Genomic DNA, 19,228 nt, shown 5'->3' with positions numbered 1-19,228 from the left:
CCTCGGAATAGATAATGGCCTTCACTTATTGTTTAAACAAACTAAAAATACTAAAGTAAGGATTAAGAAAAACTTAACAATGGTTGTCGCTATGCTTGCAAACTCACCTCCATTACTAGAATTCGATCTGTTGAGATCTTTTGTAGCGATTGCAGAGAGCGGTAGCTTTACCCGTGCGGCTGAACAGGTTTTTCGTTCTCCGGCCGCGGTCAGTATGCAGATCAAGCGCCTTGAAGAAACCCTGGGTAAAAGCTTATTCCTACGGGAAGCCAGGCAGGTTCGTTTAACCCCGGAAGGCGAGGTGTTACTCAGCTATAGCCGTCGCCTGCTGAAATTGAATCAAGAGGCCGTCAGTCAGTTTGTAGCCCCCACCATCGAAGGAACGGTCTGTTTTGGTTCTCCAGAAGATATCGCCAACAGCGTACTGCCGCAGGTGTTGGCACAGTTCGCCCGGTCTCATCCCGCAGTAGCTGTTAATGTCATCGCGGGCAGCAGCACAGAACTGTTGTCACGGTTAGACTCGGGTGAGCTTGATATGGCGTTATTAACGGCTGGAAATGTAGGCCAGGATCCGACCCGTGGTGAAGTTGTCTTTACCGAGCCGCTCGTCTGGGCTACCCGAAGCGGCGGTCTGGCGGTAGAAAGCCAGCCCCTGCCGCTCGCTGTTGCCAGCCGGGGCTGCTGTTGGCGTTCAATGGCCCTCAATGCATTAGACAAACACGCAATTGAATACCGCATCGCCTATGCCTGCGACCAGAGCTCGGGCATGCAAGCCGCGATGGAGGCAGACCTGGCCATCGCACCAATACCACAAAGTCATATGAGAGCCCCCTTTGTACAGGTAGATGCCAAGTGGGGACTGCCTGAACTTGGCGAGTATCAGTTACTCTTCGAACATCGAAAGGAACTGGGCCCTGCGGGTAATGCCTTAGCCAGCTATATCGTCAATGCCTGGAAAACACCCCGTTAAGTGTCCAGAAGCTGGGCAGCTCCCCCTAAGACAGACGGGGCTGACCTTCTGTTTAAAGAAGGAGCTTAGATCGCTAAGGTCTTTGGGCACTCAAAGGCCTTGGCTCGCCCAGCGAGGGCGAAACCAAAAGTAATGGATCACTCAGGCAATGAAATAAACTGTCCAAATATCAGAGCCTAAGTCACCGTGAGGACACGCCTCGTACAAAAATAAATTACCCCCAGACCCAAACCAAACTCGCTAAAGCAACACCGACACAGCCCCACCAAACCAGTGTCAGCTGTTTTATTCCCTTGTCTGAATAACACCAGGCAAGGCCGCCAACACCGATTAACAACAGCGGCAATGCGGTTACCGCTAGGATATTTACCCACAGAGAGTCGGTTGCTATTAGCTCAAGGGAGTAATAACCAAAGCACATCACGAGAGGCAACATGGCAACAATAATAAGTTTCATCAGCCTCTCTGGAACGTTATCCACGGGAGGGATCCGCCATAAGTACCTGATGAATTCGCGTTTGTAATTCCGGCACCAACGCCTCTTCAAACCAGGGGTTTCGCTTCAACCAGATGTTATTCCTCGGACTGGGGTGCGGCATGGGGAAAACAGCCGGGGCCTGATCTTGCTTAACATAGTCCCGCCAATGGGAGACTATCTCAGTAACAGAGCCCTTTTCTGACAGATGCCAGGCCTGCGCGTACTGACCTATCACCAGTATCAGTTGCAGATTGGGCAGACGATCCATCAGTTGTTGTCGCCACTGAGGGGCACACTCTTTACGCGGAGGCAGGTCACCGGATTTGCCGGTACCGGGATAACAGAATCCCATCGGCAATATCGCAACCTGTCTCGGATCGTAAAAGGTTTCAGGGGTAATACCCATCCACTGTCGTAACCGATCACCGCTGGGGTCGTTAAAGGGGATTCCCGTTTCATGCACCCGTCGACCCGGGGCCTGGGCGGCGATCAATATTCTGGCTTGAGGATCAAACTGAATCACCGGTCTGACGCCGTCGGGCAGGTGCGGTAAACAGAGATCACAGGCTTTGACCCTGGCGATCAGCTGTTGATCAGTTAGCACGGTTGCTTACCCCGCTACCATCTTGTTTTCGGGCTGACAGCATAATATTACGTGGGGTAACCGAACGATCACAAAAGGTGCCCAGCTCAATTTGGTAATCGTGGGCTTCGAGATCAGCGGCCAGGTCCAGAATAAGCCAGAGTTCAATCGGTCGGCGAAAACAGTTTCTGACCAGCGACAAGCGCATCACCTCATTAAACCGTTGCCAGCCTAATGCTTCGATTTCAGCCCAGTCAGTATTCGTGGGGAGAGGCATCGATTCCCGATCTGCCAGCTGTTGGCAGAACTGACTAAATGTCAGTTTCAGCCACTGTTTTTGTACCGGTTTCATCGTGCGATAGGCCGGATTTCCAATAACCCGGTTACGCAGTTCAACAAAGCCGAGCTTCCAGGCCATCTCCCGATCTCGACGGGAGACTTCAGCCTGTCCTGCGGTAACCGTTTCAGTCACCGCCAGCCGCAGATCATCCCGACTGAGTTGCAGCGACAGACCTGCCGTTCGGGGCTGATATTGCTGTTCCACACCAAAGGCATAACAGCAAGGTACAATATCCAGCGCAGCCATCCCGTGGGTCACCGCACGATGTTGCAGTGACCGGTGTAACTCACCGCAGGCATGCAGGGCAACGCCGTGATGGCCAGTCACATTCAGCTCCAGACCCGGCTGTAACAGATCGACCTCCTGGAAAGATTGATAACGACCAAAACGCTTTGCCTGTTGCTCCCCGGCCCGACAGAGCTCGGGGTTTAACTCCAGCGTGGTCACCGGTTGGTCACCATGCATGCCGAGCAAACGCCCCAGATATCCTTTACCACCACACCATTCCAGTATCGGCGAAGTGGCAGCGCCGACATGGGAGGCAAAAGCTTCTATCTGGGCACGCTTACGGCCAGGCATGCCATCAAAGAAACGGTTTGCCGGTGATGAATACGCCAGGGGCGTGCGTTTGGCTAAGTAACAAAGCGCCTCTATATGCCTGATCTGCGGCAGATAGCGACCAATCCACGTCACCAGTTCATCCGGATGATGGTTCAATCGTTGTAATTGCAGATCATCCAGATCCAGTAGCGCGGCTGCCAGTGCCGGATGATCCTCACACCACGCCGGCCGGCTCTGTTTAAACGGCTGCGGCCGCCAGAGTTCGGCGCTGGCCAGGAGCTGTTGGTCCAACTGATGCAGTCGTTGTTGCCAATGTGTCGAAGGGGTGGTCATAGCTCCTATTCTAGTCGTCTGGCTCTGCCTTGTAATCATCTGTTCACCTTTCGTAAAGCAGATTGTCATGTTCACCCAGCATACTGCCCAAAACGGATTGATGGACCCTGAAATGCAGCCTATCCACACCATGTTTATCTCCGATATTCACCTGGGCACCCCGGATTGTCAGGCTAAACTCCTAAGCGAAGCCCTGACCCAACTCGCGCCGAAAAAGCTCTACCTTGTGGGCGATATCATCGATCTCGCCGCCATGCGTCGTAAAGCGGTTCTACCGCAGGATCAACAACTACTGATCGGCCAGTTCTGGCAGATGGCGAAAGAGGGTTGTGAGATTATCTATATTCCCGGCAATCACGATGCACCGATGCGTAAGGTGTGCGGTTTAAAGCTGGGGACTTTTCAGGTGCGTCGAAAAGCCATCCACAAGACCCTTGACGGTCGTCGCTTTCTGGTCTCGCACGGGGATGAGTTTGATGGCCATGTTCGTATCCACCCGGTGATGCTATTACTCGGCGATCAGGGTCATCAACTGTTGCTCTGGCTCAACCGCAGCTATAACAAATTCCGCCAGTGGCTGAAGCTGCCCTACCGCTCACTGGCAGGGATGATCAAACAACGTTTCAGCACCGCGCAACGTTATATCGAGCGTTTTCAGGAAGCGGCCTGCACCGAGGCCAGCCGCCAATCGCTGGACGGTTACATTGGCGGGCATATTCATCAGGCCGGGTTTACTCACCTGAAAGAGACCCTTTACTGCAACGATGGCGACTGGGTTGAACACTGTACGGCACTGGTCGAAACGGACAGTGGAAAATTGCAGCTACTGGAATGGCCCTCTATGAAAGTCGTCACAGAGCCTTCCCCACCGCTGAAACTATCCGGAAAATTAATCGGTTATTAGCACATAGTTGAAACGACAAACCCCGAGTCTTTAACTATTCTCTAGATGAGATGATCGTTATCTGATGATATCTGCACAGAGATATAGACACTATGGATACTACCGCACACCCGGTAAAACTGGACAGTGATGACATGACCGTCTGCCCCTGTCGCTATATTCGCAAGCAAGCCTTTATTGAAACCGTTCGCAAACACAACCTGAAGACCATTGAAGAGGTGCGCGCAGCCACCTTCATCAATACGTCCTGCGGTTGTTGCTATGAAACGGTGAAATCACTTCTGGATGAACTCAACAGCACCGCAGAAAGCAGTAGTCACTGACCCCGCTGCTATGTTCATGACATGAGTGAATATATTCCGATCCAATGCGGACTCCATGACAGTTACGAACTGGCCTGTATCCGCAACTTGGTAGACAAGGTGATCTGGCGGGGTGATGACGGCCAGATACATCGGCATAAACTCCGCTTTCTCACCATCGAGATCAAAGATGGCGGAGAGTATCTGGTCGCCGCCGACCAGGACGGTATACCCTTTCATATCCGCCTTGACCGTATTGAATCAATGCCGCCGGGCCACCAAAAAGCCTAAGACATTCACTTCAGTGGATAACCCCTCACTTTAATGCCTGGGCTGTTTTCTCTGCCAATATCGCTATCCGATCAGCCCCCAGATCCCGATGTGGACGTGCCGCCGCCTGTAACACTATCGCAACAGTGGGTAGCTCCGGCAGCCCCAGCCCTTCAGGTACCCGGTACAGGTCTGTCGGTACGCAGCAGGATGACAGTGTCGTCGCGACTTCACCCCGTCTAACCAGCTCGATCAGTAGGGCGCAGTTACCACTGATACAGCTGACCTCATAGGGCCAGCCCTGTTTGATCAAACCATCCACCGCGGTACTGTGAAACTTGCAATCGGGTTCCACCAATACCAGCTGTATTTTACTATTAGGCTTAATAAAGCCTTCCGCCGGGGCCACCCAGACCCCTTTATCCTGCAGCAACAGATAACCCTCTTCGGTTTCAGGACGCCGGGTAAGAATCGACAAATCCAGTTCACCTTTATCGATCAGCGCCCGCAATTGCGCTGAGGAGCCGGTGCGTATCTGTACCTGCAGACCCGGCAGTTGTGTGCGGATCTCAGACAGTAACTGTGGCAACACACCGGTAGCATAATCATCCGGACAACCTAACAGCAGCGGACGTGAGTCCGCATCTGCCGCCAGCACTCCCAGCGCTTCATCGTGCAACTTCATGATCCGCCGGGCATAGCTAACCAACTTTAACCCATCATCGCTTAGTTGCAGCTCACGCCCCTCTTTCAGAAACAGCTTTTTATCCAGCTGCTCTTCAAGCCGTTTCATCTGCATACTGATCGCCGACTGCGTACGAAACACCTGTGCAGCGGCCCGGGTAAAGCTGCCGGTATCGACAACCGCGATAAAACTGCGAAGCAATTCATGATCTAACATCAAGGGTATTGATACCTGTTATCAGATTAATTCGTTTGAGAGAGGCACCATTAAGCGACAGACTTAGCTCTAAATCAATCGGCTTAAAACAGGAAAAGGAATCCAACCATGCAACTGGTTATCGGTAATCACAACTATTCAAGCTGGTCTCTGCGGGCCTGGCTACTGCTGCGTCAATTCGATTTAGATTTTGAGACAGTGCGTATTTCGCTGTTTGTTCCCGGATTTTCTCAGCAGATCAAACAATATAATCCGGCGGGTAAAGTACCGGTACTGTTGGATAACGGGACAACCATCTGGGATTCACTCGCCATCTGCGAATATATCAGCGAACAGCACCTGCACAACAACGGCTGGCCCAGCAATCCGGCGCTGCGAGCCCACGCACGCAGTAGTTGTGCCGAGATGCACTCGGGTTTCATGGCCATGCGTAGCGAGCTGCCGATGAACTGCCGACGGCATGTGGATAACTTTGTTGTTTCAGCAGAAGTGCAAAAGGATACAGACCGTATCTGCACCCTATGGAATGAAGCCCTGAGCCAAAGCGGTTCAGGCCAGTTTCTTTATGGGGACTTCGGTATCGCCGATGCTTTCTATGCACCGATTGTCTTCCGGCTAACCGGCTATGGCGTCAAGCTACCCAAGCCACTGCAAGCCTATTGCGACCGGATACTGGCACTGCCTGCCTGTCAGGAATGGCTGAAGCTGGCGCAACAGGAAAGCGAAGTGATTGAGGAAGAAGAGGTTTAAGCAGTGGCTAGTTGTTAGACGCACTGCGCGCTTGCTAGTCGCTAGAACTAAAAAAACCGCAAACTTCTTATTAGCCGTTTGCGGTTTAAAGCTTTTTCTAACAAGTCACGTAGCGACGTTTAGCCACTAGCGACGTGCTTATAAAACGCTCTTAGCGTTTTATAAGCCGTATCGGTCTGCCATATCTTCCAGTGAGATCGGTACGATCTTATCCGCATGACCAGCCGTTCCGAATGCTTCATAACGGTCGGTTACGATATCGCTCATCGCATCCATCGTTACTTTCAGGAATTTACGCGGATCAAACTCTGATGGGTTCTCTGCCAGGAAGCGACGTACTGCACCGGTAGAGGCCAGACGCAGGTCTGTATCGATGTTAACTTTACGAACACCGTGCTTGATACCTTCAACGATCTGCTCAACGGGCACACCATAAGTCTCAGGGATCTCACCACCAAACTCGTTAATGATCGCCAGCCATTCCTGTGGCACAGACGATGAACCGTGCATAACCAAGTGGGTGTTTGGAATGCTTGCATGGATCGCTTTAATACGGTCGATCGCCAGAATGTCATCGGTAGGTGGACGGGTAAACTTGTAAGCACCGTGAGAAGTACCGCAAGCGATTGCCAGCGCATCAACACCGGTTTGCTTCACGAAGTCAGCTGCTTCTACAGGATCGGTCAACATCTGTTCCGCAGACAGCGTACCTTCTGCGCCAACACCGTCTTCTTCACCGGCCTGACCGGTTTCCAGTGATCCCAGGCAACCCAGCTCACCTTCAACAGAAACACCGCAAGCATGCGCCATCTCAACGGTACGACGGGTAACATCAACGTTGTACTCGTAGTCAGAAGGCGTCTTGCCGTCAGCCATCAGAGAGCCATCCATCATTACTGAAGAGAAGCCCATCGCAATAGAACGCTGACAGATCGCCGGTGAGGTACCGTGATCCTGGTGCATACATACCGGGATATGTGGGAACTCGGCAATCGCTGCCAGAATCATATGGCGCAGGAAGTTAGAGCCTGCATACTTACGAGCACCCGCAGAAGCCTGAACAATAACCGGTGAGTTGGTCTTGTTCGCCGCTTCCATGATGGCGCGCATCTGTTCCAGGTTGTTCACGTTAAACGCTGGGATACCGTAGTCATGCTCTGCGGCATGATCCAGTAGCTGACGCATACTGATAAGAGCCATATCTTCACCTTTTTAAAAATTAAGCCTGTTCGCGGCTGTAAATTCTATCTTAAGCAGCCCGATAGTTCAGCTGCTTGATAATATACTTCAAATATTAAAGCTGTATGAGCATTGAAAGTCAGCGACTTTAAACTCTACAGCTTAGATTAAAGCGTCATGAGCGTAGAAAGGGCGCGGCAAAAGCTGACGAGAAAGCGGAGTTTACATCTGTAAATGAGCATTTCGAGTCAGCTTTTAACAAAGCCATTTCAAGCGCAATAGCTTTAATTATGCGCGGGATTCCAGCATCGCCACTGCCGGCAACACCTTACCTTCTACAAACTCCAGGAACGCACCGCCACCGGTAGAGATATAGGACACCTGACTAGCGATATCATACTTATCCACAGCGGCCAGCGTGTCACCACCACCGGCAATAGAGAATCCTTTGTTTTCCGCAATCGCCAGTGATAGGGTTTTCGTCCCTTCTCCGAACTGATCAAATTCAAATACGCCGACCGGGCCATTCCAGATAATAGTGCCAGCCTTCTTCAGCAGTGCAGCCAGATTCGCCGCCGTCTGAGGACCGATATCCAAAATCATGTCATCTTCAGCAACATCATCTACCAGCTTGATAGTCGCCGTAGCTGTTTCTGCAAACTCAGTCGCAACAACCACATCCACAGGCAGCGGAATATTAACCTTTGCCATCAACGCTTGTGCCGTTGGAATCAGATCGTGCTCACACAGAGATTTACCGACCGGCTTACCCGCTGCGGCGAGGAAAGTATTAGCAATACCACCACCGACAATCAGCTGATCCACTTTATCAGACAGGGATTCCAGCACGGTTAATTTAGTCGATACTTTAGAACCACCGACAATCGCAGCCATCGGTGACGCCGGGTTATCCAGTGCTTTTGCCAGCGCATCCAACTCACCGGCCAGCAAGGGGCCAGCACAGGCAACCGGCGCAAATTTTGCCACACCATGGGTTGACGCCTGAGCGCGATGTGCCGTGCCGAACGCATCCATGACATAGATGTCACACAGTGCAGCCATCTGCTGAGACAGCGCTTCATCATCTTTCTTTTCGCCGTTATTGAAGCGAACATTTTCCAGCAGCACAACGTCGCCTTCAGCAACCTCAAAGTCGCCGTCCAGCCAGTCTTTAATCAGAGGTACGTCACGCTCCAGCAGACCCGCCAGGTGCGTAGCAACCGGCGCAAGAGAGCTGGCATCGTCATAGACGCCTTCAACCGGACGCCCCAGGTGAGACATCAACATCACCTTAGCGCCCGCTTCCAGCGCGTGTTTAATCGTTGGCAGTGACGCGCGAATCCGGGCATCACTGGTCACTTGGCCATCCTTGACTGGCACATTGAGGTCTTCACGGATCAGAACACGTTTACCGTTCAGATCCTGTTCGGTCATTTTCAATACGCTCATAACATTTCCTGCTGTCTAGTCTCTAAAAAAATAAAGTGCCGCCTGTGTCCGGCCACACTTTGAAATTACTTAGTGTCGTGCTTTTAGTTGTGCTTACAGTTCAACCAATTCTGTGCGACATCGAGCATTCGATTCGCAAAACCCCACTCATTATCAAACCAGCACATCAGCTTTATCAGATTATCACCGCTGACCCGGGTCTGGGTGCCATCGACAACCCCTGAACGAGAGTCGCGGTTGAAGTCTACCGAAGCATGCGGCTCTTCGGTATAACCTAAAAGTCCCTTTAGCGGTCCTTCCGCGGCAGTACGCAGAATCTGATTCACCTGCGTAGCAGACGTTGTCTGTGTCACATTCAGGGAGATATCCAGTAATGACACATTAATGGTCGGCACCCGCACATGCAGAGACTCAAAGCGACCTGCCAAGTCGGGCAATAACCGATCAATACCTTTATTCAAACCAGTATTAACAGGAATGATCGAGTGCATGGCGCTGCGAGTCAGACGCAGATCGGTCTGATGATAACTATCGATCACCGGCTGATCATTCATCGCCGAGTGAATAGTTGTCGTGACACCGCTGATGATACCCAGCTCACGATGCAACAGATCCAGTACCGGTACGATACAGTTAGTAGAACAAGAGCCTGCCGCAACAATGCTCTGATCCGATGCTAATAACTGCTGATTAAAACCGTAGATAATGGTCGCATCAACATCGACGCCGGCCGGTTGGGAAAAAAGCAGTTTTCTGGCACCGCTGTCGAGATGTTGCTGAGCTGTCTTTCGATCACTGAAAGTTCCGGAGCATTCCAGCACCAGATCCACATCCATTTCATCCCAGGGCATCGCAGCAGCATCGGGCTGATTCAGCACCCGAATGGCGTCACCATTGATGAGCAACTCGGTACCATTATGTTCAACCGGCAACGGAAAGCGGCCATGAGTAGTATCGTAACGGGTCAGGTAGGTCACCGTCTCAATGTCTGACAGCTCATTGATCGCCACAACCTCTAGCTGATCACGGTAGCCACCCTCATAGATAGCCCGCAGGACACTCTGTCCAATCCGACCATAGCCGTTTATTGCAACTCGGTATGCCATAACACCTCGATAACCAAAAAGGCCAACTGAGAGCAGCTGGCCTTTTCTATCAGACTGCTCTTACAGAACAGACTTCACTTTCTCGACAACATTTTCAACGGTAAAGCCAAACAGCTTAAACAGCTCTCCCGCCGGAGCAGACTCACCGAAAGTAGTCATACCAACAATTGCACCGTTCAGGCCGACGTACTTGTACCAGAAATCCGCCTGCGCCGCTTCAATCGCTACCCGGGCAGTAACCGTCGATGGCAGAACCGCTTCACGGTATTCAGCATCCTGTTTATCAAACAGATCAGTAGAAGGCATAGATACTACGCGTACCTGCTTACCTTCAGCTTCAAGCGCTGCAGCAGAATCCATTGCCAGACCCACTTCAGAACCGGTGGCAATCAGGATCGCATCCGGAGTACCCGCTGTATCACGCAGAATATATCCACCGCGAGCGATATTCGCCAGTTGCTCATCAGTACGCGCCTGATGTGGCAGATTCTGACGGGAGAAGATCATCGCTGTCGGACCATCAGCACGCTCAAGAGCAGACTTCCATGCCACTGCAGATTCAACGGCATCAGCCGGACGCCAGCAGCTCATGTTAGGCGTATGACGCAGATTAGAAATCTGTTCAATCGGCTGGTGAGTAGGGCCATCTTCGCCCAGACCGATAGAGTCATGGGTATATACATGGATCGCACGCTGTTTCATCAAAGCAGCCATGCGCAGTGCATTACGGGCATACTCCATGAAGACCAGGAAGGTTGCGCCGTACGGGATAAAGCCACCGTGCAGTGCAATACCGTTCATGATCGCCGACATGCCGAACTCACGAACGCCATAGAACATGTAGTTACCGGAAGCATCATCTTTAGTAACGCCCTTGCAGCCAGACCACAATGTCAGGTTAGAACCGGCCAGGTCAGCAGAACCGCCCATCAGCTCAGGCAACATTGGTCCAAACGCATTCAGCGTATTCTGAGACGCTTTACGAGAGGCGATGGTTTCACCCTTCTCTTGCAACTCTTTAATAATGACATCAGCCTGAGCAGAGAAATCCGCTGGCAGCTCACCGGTGTAACGGCGAATCAGCTCACGGGCTTCGGTAGGATAGGCTTTGCTGTATTCAGCAAAACGCTCTTCCCACTCGTTTTCCAGCTCTGCGCCAGTTTCCAGTGCACTCCACTGAGCCGCGATATCTTCCGGGATAACAAACGCGTCATGTTCCCAACCCAGCTCTTTACGTGCCAGTGCGATCTCGTCATCACCCAGAGGGGCGCCGTGACAATCTTCTTTGCCTTGCTTATTTGGAGAACCAAAACCGATAATGGTCTTGCAACAGATCAGCGTAGGCTGATCTTCATTATCCTGCGCCGCTTCAATCGCCGCTTTAATCTGCTCAGCATCATGACCATCAACATTAGGGATCACCTGCCAGCCGTATGACTCAAAACGCTTTGGCGTATCATCGGTAAACCAGCCTTCAACTTCACCGTCGATAGAGATACCGTTGTCATCGTAGAAAGCGATCAGCTTACCCAGACCCAGCGTACCGGCCAGCGAACAGGCCTCGTGAGAGATACCTTCCATCAGGCAGCCGTCGCCCATGAAGGTGAAGGTGTGATGATCAATAATTTCATGACCTACGCGATTAAACTGCGCCGCCAGTGATTTCTCAGCAATCGCAAAACCAACCGCATTAGTGATGCCCTGGCCCAGAGGGCCTGTCGTGGTTTCAACACCCGGTGCATAACCGTACTCAGGATGGCCTGCTGTTCTGGAATGCAGCTGACGGAAATTCTTAATGTCATCGATAGACAGATCATAGCCGGTCAGATGAAGCAGGCTATAGATCAGCATAGAGCCGTGACCGTTCGACAGTACAAAACGGTCGCGGTCCAGCCAGTGTGGATTCGCCGGATTATGTTTCAGGAAATCATTCCATAATACTTCAGCGATATCTGCCATACCCATGGGCGCACCAGGGTGACCAGATTTGGCCTTTTGGACAGCATCCATACTGAGGGCACGAATTGCATTGGCTAGTTCTCTACGCGAGGACATTGATTCACTCCAGGGGTATAACCCAAATTGAGTTTGATAAGTGTTTGATGCTTTCTCTTGAATCTCTTATGAAGATAGCTAAAAGGAGCACCGATCAAAAATAGGCGGCTATTTTCTCGTAACCGCCCCTCAGCTTCAAACCTATTTACGAGAAATTTGATGAAAATGAGTGGTTTTCATCTAAAAAGCTAAAAAAATCATCTAAAACTGAGATCCCAGCCATGCAATCGGGGCGTAACCGGATTAAAATACGCTCCATTCTTATCCTCGGGTCTGTAACCCGACGCTAAACCTTATTCTCTAAAGTTAGGATTGAAGACGCGAAATGAGCGAATATAGCCTGTTTACTTCAGAATCAGTTTCAGAAGGTCATCCTGATAAGATCGCCGATCAGATCTCTGATGCCGTTCTGGATGCAATTATTGCTGAAGATAAGCACGCCCGGGTGGCCTGCGAAACTTTAGTTAAGACCGGTGTTGCTGTTGTCTCCGGTGAGGTGACTACCTCTGCCTGGGTTGATCTGGAAGATCTGGTACGTGGTGTTATCTGCGATATCGGCTATACCTCATCAGACGTTGGTTATGACGGTGAAACCTGTGGTGTGATTAACATCATCGGTAAACAATCGCCTGATATTAACCAGGGTGTTGACCGTGCTAAGCCAGAAGATCAGGGTGCCGGTGACCAGGGCTTGATGTTTGGTTACGCCAGCAACGAAACCGATGTGTTGATGCCAGCGCCTATCTGCTTCGCTCACCGCTTGGTAGAGCGTCAGGCCGAAGCCCGCAAATCGGGTCTGCTGCCATGGTTGCGCCCGGATGCTAAAAGCCAGGTCACTTTCCGTTACGAAAATGGCCTGCCTGTCGGTATCGATGCCGTTGTTCTGTCGACCCAGCACAATCCTGAAGTATCGTTACCCGACCTGCAAGAAGCGGTTATGGAGCTGATCATCAAACACACCCTGCCTGCAGAGTGGATCGATAAAAGCACCAAATTCCACATCAACCCAACCGGTAACTTCGTTATCGGCGGACCCGTCGGCGATTGCGGCCTGACAGGCCGGAAGATCATCGTTGATACATACGGCGGCATGGCCCGTCACGGTGGCGGCGCTTTCTCTGGCAAAGACCCATCAAAGGTTGACCGTTCTGCCGCGTATGCGGGCCGTTATGTTGCCAAGAACGTTGTCGCTGCTGGCTTAGCTGACAAATGCGAAATTCAGGTTTCGTACGCCATCGGCGTGGCTGAACCGACGTCTGTCTCTATTAATACGTTCGGCACCGGCAAGATCGCCGATGACAAGATCATTGCGCTGATCAATAGTCATTTTGATCTGCGCCCACATGCCATTACCCGCATGCTGGATCTGCTACACCCGATGTACCGTCAAACAGCAGCGTACGGTCACTTTGGCCATAACCCTTTTGAAATGACGGTTGGTAACGAAACATTCACGGCCTATAGCTGGGAAAAAACTGATAAAGCTGACGAGCTGCGCGCTGCCGCAGGCCTCTGAGCCGTAATCGAACAAAAAAAGGCAGAGTGAAAACTCTGCCTTTTTTTTATCCCGCCAAAGACGGCATAATGACCAGACTTTGTTCAATACAGTATATATAGACGATGAGAACACCCCGTTTCTACGAACCACAGGCACTGACTCAGGGTCAGGAGCTCAACCTCAGTGATACCGTGACCCAACATGTTTCCAGGGCCTTGAGAATGCGCCCCGGAGATCATCTTATTCTGTTTAATGGCGACGGCTGTGAATACCGCGCAGAACTGACTGAAGTCGCTAAACGCACTGCCCGGGCACTGATAACCGAGATAACAACAACCCATCGACAATCTCCGCTTAAGGTTACGCTGGGGCAATCAGTGTCCCGGGGCGAACGAATGGATTATGCGATTCAGAAAGCCACGGAGCTGGGTATGCATCAAATGGTGCCACTGTTCAGTGAGCGCTGCGAAGTCCGCCTGAATCCGGAACGTCAGGAAAAACGACGTCAGCACTGGCAGCAGGTTGCCGTCAGCGCCTGTGAACAAAGCCTGCGCTGCGATGTCCCGGAGATAGCAGCGCCGCAATCTCTGACCGAGTGGATAAACAGTGTCGAAGCGGATCTTAAGCTGGTACTGCACCACCATACGGCACAACCCCTGGGGGAGTTCGACAAACCCACATCAGTTGCTCTGCTAATTGGGCCTGAAGGCGGCTTGAGTGAAACCGAAGTGGAACAGGCTCTGGCACAGGGGTTCAAACCTGTAGCCTTCGGCCCGCGGGTTTTTCGCACGGAAACAGCCCCGGTTGCGGCGCTCTCAGTACTACAATATTTATGGGGTGACCTGGGATAATCACCGGATGCGGTTTAACACTGGTGATGACCTTAACGGGCAGGTAGAATCCCCTTTAATCTAAAGATTAGCAAGGCAACTCGATGACAGTAAAAGTCGGCATTGTGATGGATCCTATTGATACCATCAGCTACAAAAAAGACAGTTCTCTGGCGATGCTCTGGGCCGCTCAGAGTAAAGGTTGGGAGCTCTGGTATATGGAGCAGAAAGACCTTTACCTCAGAGACGGAAAGGTACTGGCTAAGATGGCTCCGCTGACGGTCGATATGAACCCTGAAAAGTGGTTTGAGCGCGGTGAATACCAGGTTGAAGAAGTTTCTACCCTCGATGTCGTACTGATGCGTAAAGACCCTCCCTTCGATAACGAATTCATCTATACCACCCACCTGCTTGAAATGGCTGCAGATCAGGGCAACACCCTGATGGTTAACCGGCCTCAAGCGCTGCGCGATTATAACGAGAAGATTTTTGCCACTCACTTTCCGCAATGCTGCCCGCCTGTTTTAGTGACTCGCCGTGAGGATCTGTTACGAGAATTCCATGCGGAGTTTAAAGATGTCATTTTCAAGCCGCTCGATGGTATGGGCGGTGCCTCGATCTTCCGTATTCAGGAAGAAGGGGTAAATCTCGGTGTCATCATCGAAACCCTGACAAAATTTGGCCAGGAAACCATCATGGCGCAGAAATATCTGCCTGAAATTGTGGATGGTGATAAGCGTATTCTGATGATTGATGGTGAAGCGGTGCCTTACGGCTTATCCCGCATCCCCACTAACGGCGAAACCCGCGGCAACCTTGCCGTCGGTGGACGCGGTGAAGGCCGACCACTGACCGACAGAGAAAAATGGATTGCCGCTCAGGTCGGCCCCACCCTGAAAGCTCAGGGCATACTCTTTGCCGGATTAGACGTCATCGGCGATTACCTGACCGAAGTTAATGTTACCAGCCCGACCTGTATTCGCGAACTGGATACTCAGTTTGATTTAGACATCGGCATGCAGTTAATGGATGCGATCGAAGCGAAACTCGGATAATCAGGAACTATTAATATTGTTGGCACCAGTATTGGCAAACACCCATGAGTAAAACGGCTGCTATTGTTTCCGCAGCCGACCGACTCGGTTTCACTCTGTTTCTGGCAGTGGCGGTACATGCCGCTGCGATTCTGGGTATAGGCTTTGCTGTTTCACCGAAATCACCTCCGGCTCAGACTCTGGAAATCACGCTGGCGCAATATCAGAGTGAAACACCACCGGAAGAAGCTGATTTTATCGCTCAGGCCGACCAGCAAGGCAGTGGCCAGCTAGAAGAAAAAGCCCTGCCGGCCACCCGTGAAAAAGCTGACTTTCAACACCGGGATATCCAGGAAACAGCCCCGCTTCAACCAACGACAGCACCACAACCCGATGCATTGACACCCTCTCCCGCCATAATCAGCGACCCCGCGCCTGCCGACAAAGAAGTAGCAGAGAAAACCGTTGAGACCCCAGAAAAACAGGTAATTATCACCAGTAGTCCGACCGGAAAGAAACTCTCAAACACGCCGGTAAAGCAACAGAAATCAACACCGCCACCCCCTGCTCCAGGTAGCTCTCAATCACTGTTAGCCCGCAGTCTGGAAATAGCCAGTCTCGAGGCTCAGTTAGAGCTACAGCGCCAGGAGTATGCTAAACGCCCACGAGTAACACGTCTGACCTCCGCCGCCACCAAGAGCCATACCGATGCGGTCTATCTGGCTAACTGGCGTCGTAAAATAGAATCCGTTGGTAACCTTAACTATCCCAAAGAGGCACGCCAGAATGAACTCTATGGCAGTTTGCGGATGATGGTCATTCTGCTACCCGATGGCAGCGTTAAAAACATTCAGATTTTGCATTCATCCGGTAATAAAGTGTTAGACGATGCTGCTGTACGCATCGTTCAGCTTGCATCACCTTTCCAGAAATTCCCGGTAGAGATGCGTAAAAACACCGATCTTCTGGAGATCATCCGTACCTGGAAATTTGAGAAAACCAGCCGGATATACTAGTAGTTAAAGAACCCCGATTTAAAAGTCGCATAACATGCAGGTATTCACTATGGCTTCCTCCGCTCCCGCCTCTCCTTACCTGCCCGGCAGTCTTCAGGACCACTTCCTGCTCTCAATGCCCCACATGGATGATACTAACTTCGACCATACCGTCACTTACATCTGCGAACACAATGAACACGGCGCCATGGGAATCATTATCAACCGGCCTATGGACATGGTTACCAGTGATCTGTTCCAACACCTGGGACTTGAGTGCGAAAGCGTACCTGAACAACCGGTTTATGCCGGAGGCCCGGTAAAAAATGATCGTGGGTTTATCCTCCACAGCCCCACAGAGGAAGCCTGGGACTCCAGCTACGACATTACCGACCAGCTATCTCTGACAACTTCGGTCGATATTCTCAGGGCGATCGGCCAGAACCGGGCCCCGGAGCAGTTTCTCATTGCCCTGGGATATGCTGGCTGGGGCGCTGAACAACTGGAACAGGAAATGTCTGACAATGTGTGGTTAAGTTGCCCGGCTAATTTAGATATAATGTTTCGCACTCCGGCTGAAGAGCGCCTTCAGGCTGCAGCGGCGACCCTGGGGGTCAATATTCATCTACTGACCTCCCAGAGCGGCCACGCCTGACCCGTTCGTACGCCCATTAACCTATATAAAGAAGCGGAATGATCACACTATCAGGTCCAGTTATAGGCTTTGATTTTGGTACCACCCGAATCGGCGTTGCCGCTGGACAGGCAATAACCGGTACGGCATCTCCCCTGGCACCCGTTGCTGCCCGGGACGGCATACCCGACTGGTCACTGCTGGAAGCATTGATTACCGAATGGCAACCGGCAGCACTGGTGGTGGGCATCCCACTCAACATGGATGGCACTATCAGCGATATGTCACGCCGCGCACGTAAATTTGCCAACCGTCTTAAAGAACGCTGTCAGCTACCCTGCTATCTGATCGATGAAAGGCTCTCCACCCGAGAAGCTAAACAGATCAGTATGGCCCGGGGCGGCAGTACTAATTTTAAAGAAAATTCCGTTGACGGTATCGCCGCTCAACTGATTCTGGAAAGCTGGTTTGAATCAGGCCAGCTAATATCCAGTGAAACCCGACTGGAGGACCTCTATGGTATCGGGCGTGATTAAGGTAGATAACCTGCTGAATAAAATGACTGCTGACCTGGCCACCCTGATTAAGGCCAGAGAGCTCGAGAACCCGATGATGATCGGTATTCGCACCGGCGGCGTCTGGGTGGCGGAGCACCTTCACCAGCAGCTGGAAATTCAAAACCCGCTCGGCACGCTGGACATCTCGTTCTATCGGGATGACTTTAGCCAGGCCGGTTTAAACCCCAAAGTTCAGCCATCGGTATTACCCAGCGCAACTGAAAATCGGCACATCATTCTGGTCGATGATGTCATCATGAGTGGCCGGACCATACGCGCCGCGATGAATGAATTATTTGACTATGGCCGCCCGGCATCGATCACCCTGGTAACGCTACTCGATCTGAATCGCCGTCAGCTGCCTATTCAAGCTGACGTTGTTGGTGACATATTGCAACTTGCTGACGATGAACAGGTCAAGTTGACCGGGCCGGAGCCACTGGCTCTGGAAATTCGTAAGAAATCTAACCTTTAACGCCATCGCCGGAATCTGACATGTTTGCACAACAAGACCCCAATCTGATCCAGCTGAACAGCGCCGGTCAGTTAAAACACTTTCTCACCACCGAAGGGCTGAGCCGTGAACTGCTCACCGAGATATTGGATACCGCTGATTCCTTTGTGGACATGAGTGCTCAGCAGGTCAAAAAAGTACCGCTATTGCGGGGTAAAACAGTTGTAAATCTCTTTTTTGAAGCCAGCACCCGTACCGCCAGCACATTTGAGTTAGCCGCAAAACGTCTCTCCGCAGACGTACTTAATCTGAATATCAAAACCTCCTCCACATCTAAAGGTGAAACCCTGAAGGACACCCTGATGACCATGGAAGCGATGCACTCAGATATGTTCGTGGTGCGTCACTCTGATAGCGGAGCAGCGCATTATATCGCCAGCCAGGTAACGCCCCACGTGGCAGTGATTAATGCCGGTGATGGCCGTCATGCCCACCCGACTCAGGCAATGTTAGACATGCTGACAATCCGCCAGCATAAAGGAGATTTTGAACCACTAAAAGTAGCGATTGTCGGCGATATACTTCATTCTCGCGTCGCTCGATCTCAAATTCATGCTTTACGCACACTCGGGGCAGCAGAGATCAGGGTTATCGCCCCGACAACCCTGTTACCTCGCCATATTGAGTCACTGGGCGTTAAGGTCTACACCGATATGAATCAGGGCCTGAAAGATGTCGATGTCGTCATGATGCTGCGCCTGCAGAAAGAACGAATGCAGAGCGCGCTACTTCCGAGCGAATCAGAATTCTACCGTTTGTACGGCCTGACCGAAGAGAAGCTTAAACTGACTCATCCGGATTCAATCGTTATGCATCCAGGACCGATCAACCGCGGCGTCGAGATTGAAACATCGGTTGCCGACGGCCCCAAATCGCTAATCCTGAAGCAGGTAACCAACGGTATCGCCGTACGTATGGCGGTGATGTCGATGTCCATGAGTGGCCAGATGACGGAGCATCAAGCTCAGCAAGGGGGCGTATAAGC

The 19,228-nt window shown here is 51.6% G+C and carries 21 protein-coding genes; 13 read left to right on the top strand and 8 right to left on the bottom strand.

The genetic code is table 11. The features are described from left to right. Window positions 1-91: 91 nt before the first annotated feature. On the top strand, window positions 92-970 hold the full coding sequence (locus AMJAP_RS01410) for a LysR substrate-binding domain-containing protein (RefSeq protein ID WP_040404256.1): 879 nt from the start codon (window positions 92-94) through the stop codon (window positions 968-970). A gap of 214 nt (window positions 971-1,184) precedes the next feature. Here the strand turns inward: AMJAP_RS01410 and AMJAP_RS01405 are convergent, their stop codons facing one another. The 3 genes from AMJAP_RS01405 to AMJAP_RS01395 are packed head-to-tail and all read right to left on the bottom strand — an operon-like array spanning window position 1,185 to window position 3,304. Further along, window positions 1,185-1,427, bottom strand: a complete 243-nt coding sequence (locus tag AMJAP_RS01405; protein ID WP_156815140.1) for a hypothetical protein — start codon at window positions 1,425-1,427, stop codon at window positions 1,185-1,187. Between the two features lie 16 nt (window positions 1,428-1,443). Beyond that, entirely contained in the window at window positions 1,444-2,052 is a 609-nt protein-coding gene (locus tag AMJAP_RS01400) for a uracil-DNA glycosylase family protein (RefSeq protein ID WP_019620964.1), read from the bottom strand. Beyond that, complete coding sequence (locus AMJAP_RS01395) at window positions 2,042-3,304, bottom strand: methyltransferase (protein ID WP_169336942.1); 1,263 nt, start codon at window positions 3,302-3,304, stop codon at window positions 2,042-2,044. Before AMJAP_RS01395 ends, AMJAP_RS01400 begins: the two co-directional genes overlap by 11 nt. 28 nt (window positions 3,305-3,332) lie before the next feature. Here AMJAP_RS01395 and AMJAP_RS01390 point away from each other — a divergent pair, with 28 nt between their 5' ends. The 3 genes from AMJAP_RS01390 (at window position 3,333) to AMJAP_RS01380 (ending at window position 4,762) form a co-directional block, all read left to right on the top strand. Continuing rightward, entirely contained in the window at window positions 3,333-4,169 is an 837-nt protein-coding gene (locus AMJAP_RS01390; RefSeq protein ID WP_019620966.1) for a UDP-2,3-diacylglucosamine diphosphatase, read from the top strand. Between the two features lie 92 nt (window positions 4,170-4,261). Next, window positions 4,262-4,492, top strand: a complete 231-nt coding sequence (locus AMJAP_RS01385; RefSeq protein WP_019620967.1) for a (2Fe-2S)-binding protein — start codon at window positions 4,262-4,264, stop codon at window positions 4,490-4,492. Between the two features lie 21 nt (window positions 4,493-4,513). Continuing rightward, a complete protein-coding gene (locus tag AMJAP_RS01380; RefSeq protein WP_019620968.1) occupies window positions 4,514-4,762 on the top strand; it encodes a Rho-binding antiterminator in 249 nt (82 codons plus the stop codon). Between the two features lie 25 nt (window positions 4,763-4,787). On the opposite strand, the gene AMJAP_RS01375 is transcribed toward AMJAP_RS01380, so the two are convergent. After that, window positions 4,788-5,642 carry a LysR family transcriptional regulator gene (locus AMJAP_RS01375; protein WP_019620969.1) on the bottom strand — a complete coding sequence of 285 codons (855 nt, stop codon included), beginning with the start codon at window positions 5,640-5,642 and terminating at the stop codon, window positions 4,788-4,790. Window positions 5,643-5,750: 108 nt separating this feature from the next. On the opposite strand from AMJAP_RS01375, the gene AMJAP_RS01370 reads away from it, so the two are divergent. Then, entirely contained in the window at window positions 5,751-6,392 is a 642-nt protein-coding gene (locus AMJAP_RS01370; protein ID WP_019620970.1) for a glutathione S-transferase family protein, read from the top strand. Window positions 6,393-6,551: 159 nt separating this feature from the next. On the opposite strand, the gene fba is transcribed toward AMJAP_RS01370, so the two are convergent. The 4 genes from fba to tkt all read right to left on the bottom strand — a co-directional run bounded on the left by fba (window position 6,552) and on the right by tkt (window position 12,181). Further along, window positions 6,552-7,592 carry a class II fructose-bisphosphate aldolase gene (gene fba, locus AMJAP_RS01365; protein WP_019620971.1) on the bottom strand — a complete coding sequence of 347 codons (1,041 nt, stop codon included), beginning with the start codon at window positions 7,590-7,592 and terminating at the stop codon, window positions 6,552-6,554. 267 nt (window positions 7,593-7,859) lie between these two features. After that, complete coding sequence (locus tag AMJAP_RS01360; protein ID WP_019620972.1) at window positions 7,860-9,020, bottom strand: phosphoglycerate kinase; 1,161 nt, start codon at window positions 9,018-9,020, stop codon at window positions 7,860-7,862. Between the two features lie 83 nt (window positions 9,021-9,103). Continuing rightward, window positions 9,104-10,126, bottom strand: coding sequence for a type I glyceraldehyde-3-phosphate dehydrogenase (locus tag AMJAP_RS01355; RefSeq protein ID WP_019620973.1), 1,023 nt, complete (start codon window positions 10,124-10,126; stop codon window positions 9,104-9,106). Between the two features lie 60 nt (window positions 10,127-10,186). Beyond that, complete coding sequence (tkt, locus tag AMJAP_RS01350) at window positions 10,187-12,181, bottom strand: transketolase (RefSeq protein ID WP_026340028.1); 1,995 nt, start codon at window positions 12,179-12,181, stop codon at window positions 10,187-10,189. Between the two features lie 325 nt (window positions 12,182-12,506). Here tkt and metK point away from each other — a divergent pair, with 325 nt between their 5' ends. The 8 genes from metK (at window position 12,507) to AMJAP_RS01310 (ending at window position 19,226) form a co-directional block, all read left to right on the top strand. Next, on the top strand, window positions 12,507-13,697 hold the full coding sequence (gene metK, locus AMJAP_RS01345) for a methionine adenosyltransferase (RefSeq protein WP_019620975.1): 1,191 nt from the start codon (window positions 12,507-12,509) through the stop codon (window positions 13,695-13,697). A gap of 104 nt (window positions 13,698-13,801) precedes the next feature. Then, window positions 13,802-14,530, top strand: coding sequence for a 16S rRNA (uracil(1498)-N(3))-methyltransferase (locus AMJAP_RS01340; RefSeq protein ID WP_026340029.1), 729 nt, complete (start codon window positions 13,802-13,804; stop codon window positions 14,528-14,530). An 83-nt stretch (window positions 14,531-14,613) separates the two neighbouring features. Beyond that, window positions 14,614-15,564, top strand: coding sequence for a glutathione synthase (gshB, locus tag AMJAP_RS01335; RefSeq protein ID WP_019620977.1), 951 nt, complete (start codon window positions 14,614-14,616; stop codon window positions 15,562-15,564). A 44-nt stretch (window positions 15,565-15,608) separates the two neighbouring features. Beyond that, window positions 15,609-16,559 (top strand): energy transducer TonB, encoded by a 951-nt coding sequence (locus AMJAP_RS01330; protein WP_019620978.1) that lies wholly within the window; start codon window positions 15,609-15,611, stop codon window positions 16,557-16,559. 49 nt (window positions 16,560-16,608) lie between these two features. Further along, window positions 16,609-17,193 carry a YqgE/AlgH family protein gene (locus AMJAP_RS01325; protein WP_051088395.1) on the top strand — a complete coding sequence of 195 codons (585 nt, stop codon included), beginning with the start codon at window positions 16,609-16,611 and terminating at the stop codon, window positions 17,191-17,193. 38 nt (window positions 17,194-17,231) lie between these two features. Further along, on the top strand, window positions 17,232-17,708 hold the full coding sequence (gene ruvX, locus AMJAP_RS01320) for a Holliday junction resolvase RuvX (RefSeq protein WP_019620980.1): 477 nt from the start codon (window positions 17,232-17,234) through the stop codon (window positions 17,706-17,708). Continuing rightward, window positions 17,689-18,204, top strand: a complete 516-nt coding sequence (pyrR, locus tag AMJAP_RS01315; protein ID WP_019620981.1) for a bifunctional pyr operon transcriptional regulator/uracil phosphoribosyltransferase PyrR — start codon at window positions 17,689-17,691, stop codon at window positions 18,202-18,204. Before ruvX ends, pyrR begins: the two co-directional genes overlap by 20 nt. A gap of 20 nt (window positions 18,205-18,224) precedes the next feature. Then, complete coding sequence (locus AMJAP_RS01310; protein WP_019620982.1) at window positions 18,225-19,226, top strand: aspartate carbamoyltransferase catalytic subunit; 1,002 nt, start codon at window positions 18,225-18,227, stop codon at window positions 19,224-19,226. Window positions 19,227-19,228: the final 2 nt, after the last annotated feature.

Source organism: Amphritea japonica ATCC BAA-1530 (assembly GCF_016592435.1).
Taxonomy (GTDB): Bacteria; Pseudomonadota; Gammaproteobacteria; order Pseudomonadales; family Balneatricaceae; genus Amphritea; species Amphritea japonica.
The sequence above is the reverse complement of the archived record's forward strand: the minus strand, read 5'-3'. Positions and strand labels throughout refer to the sequence as shown.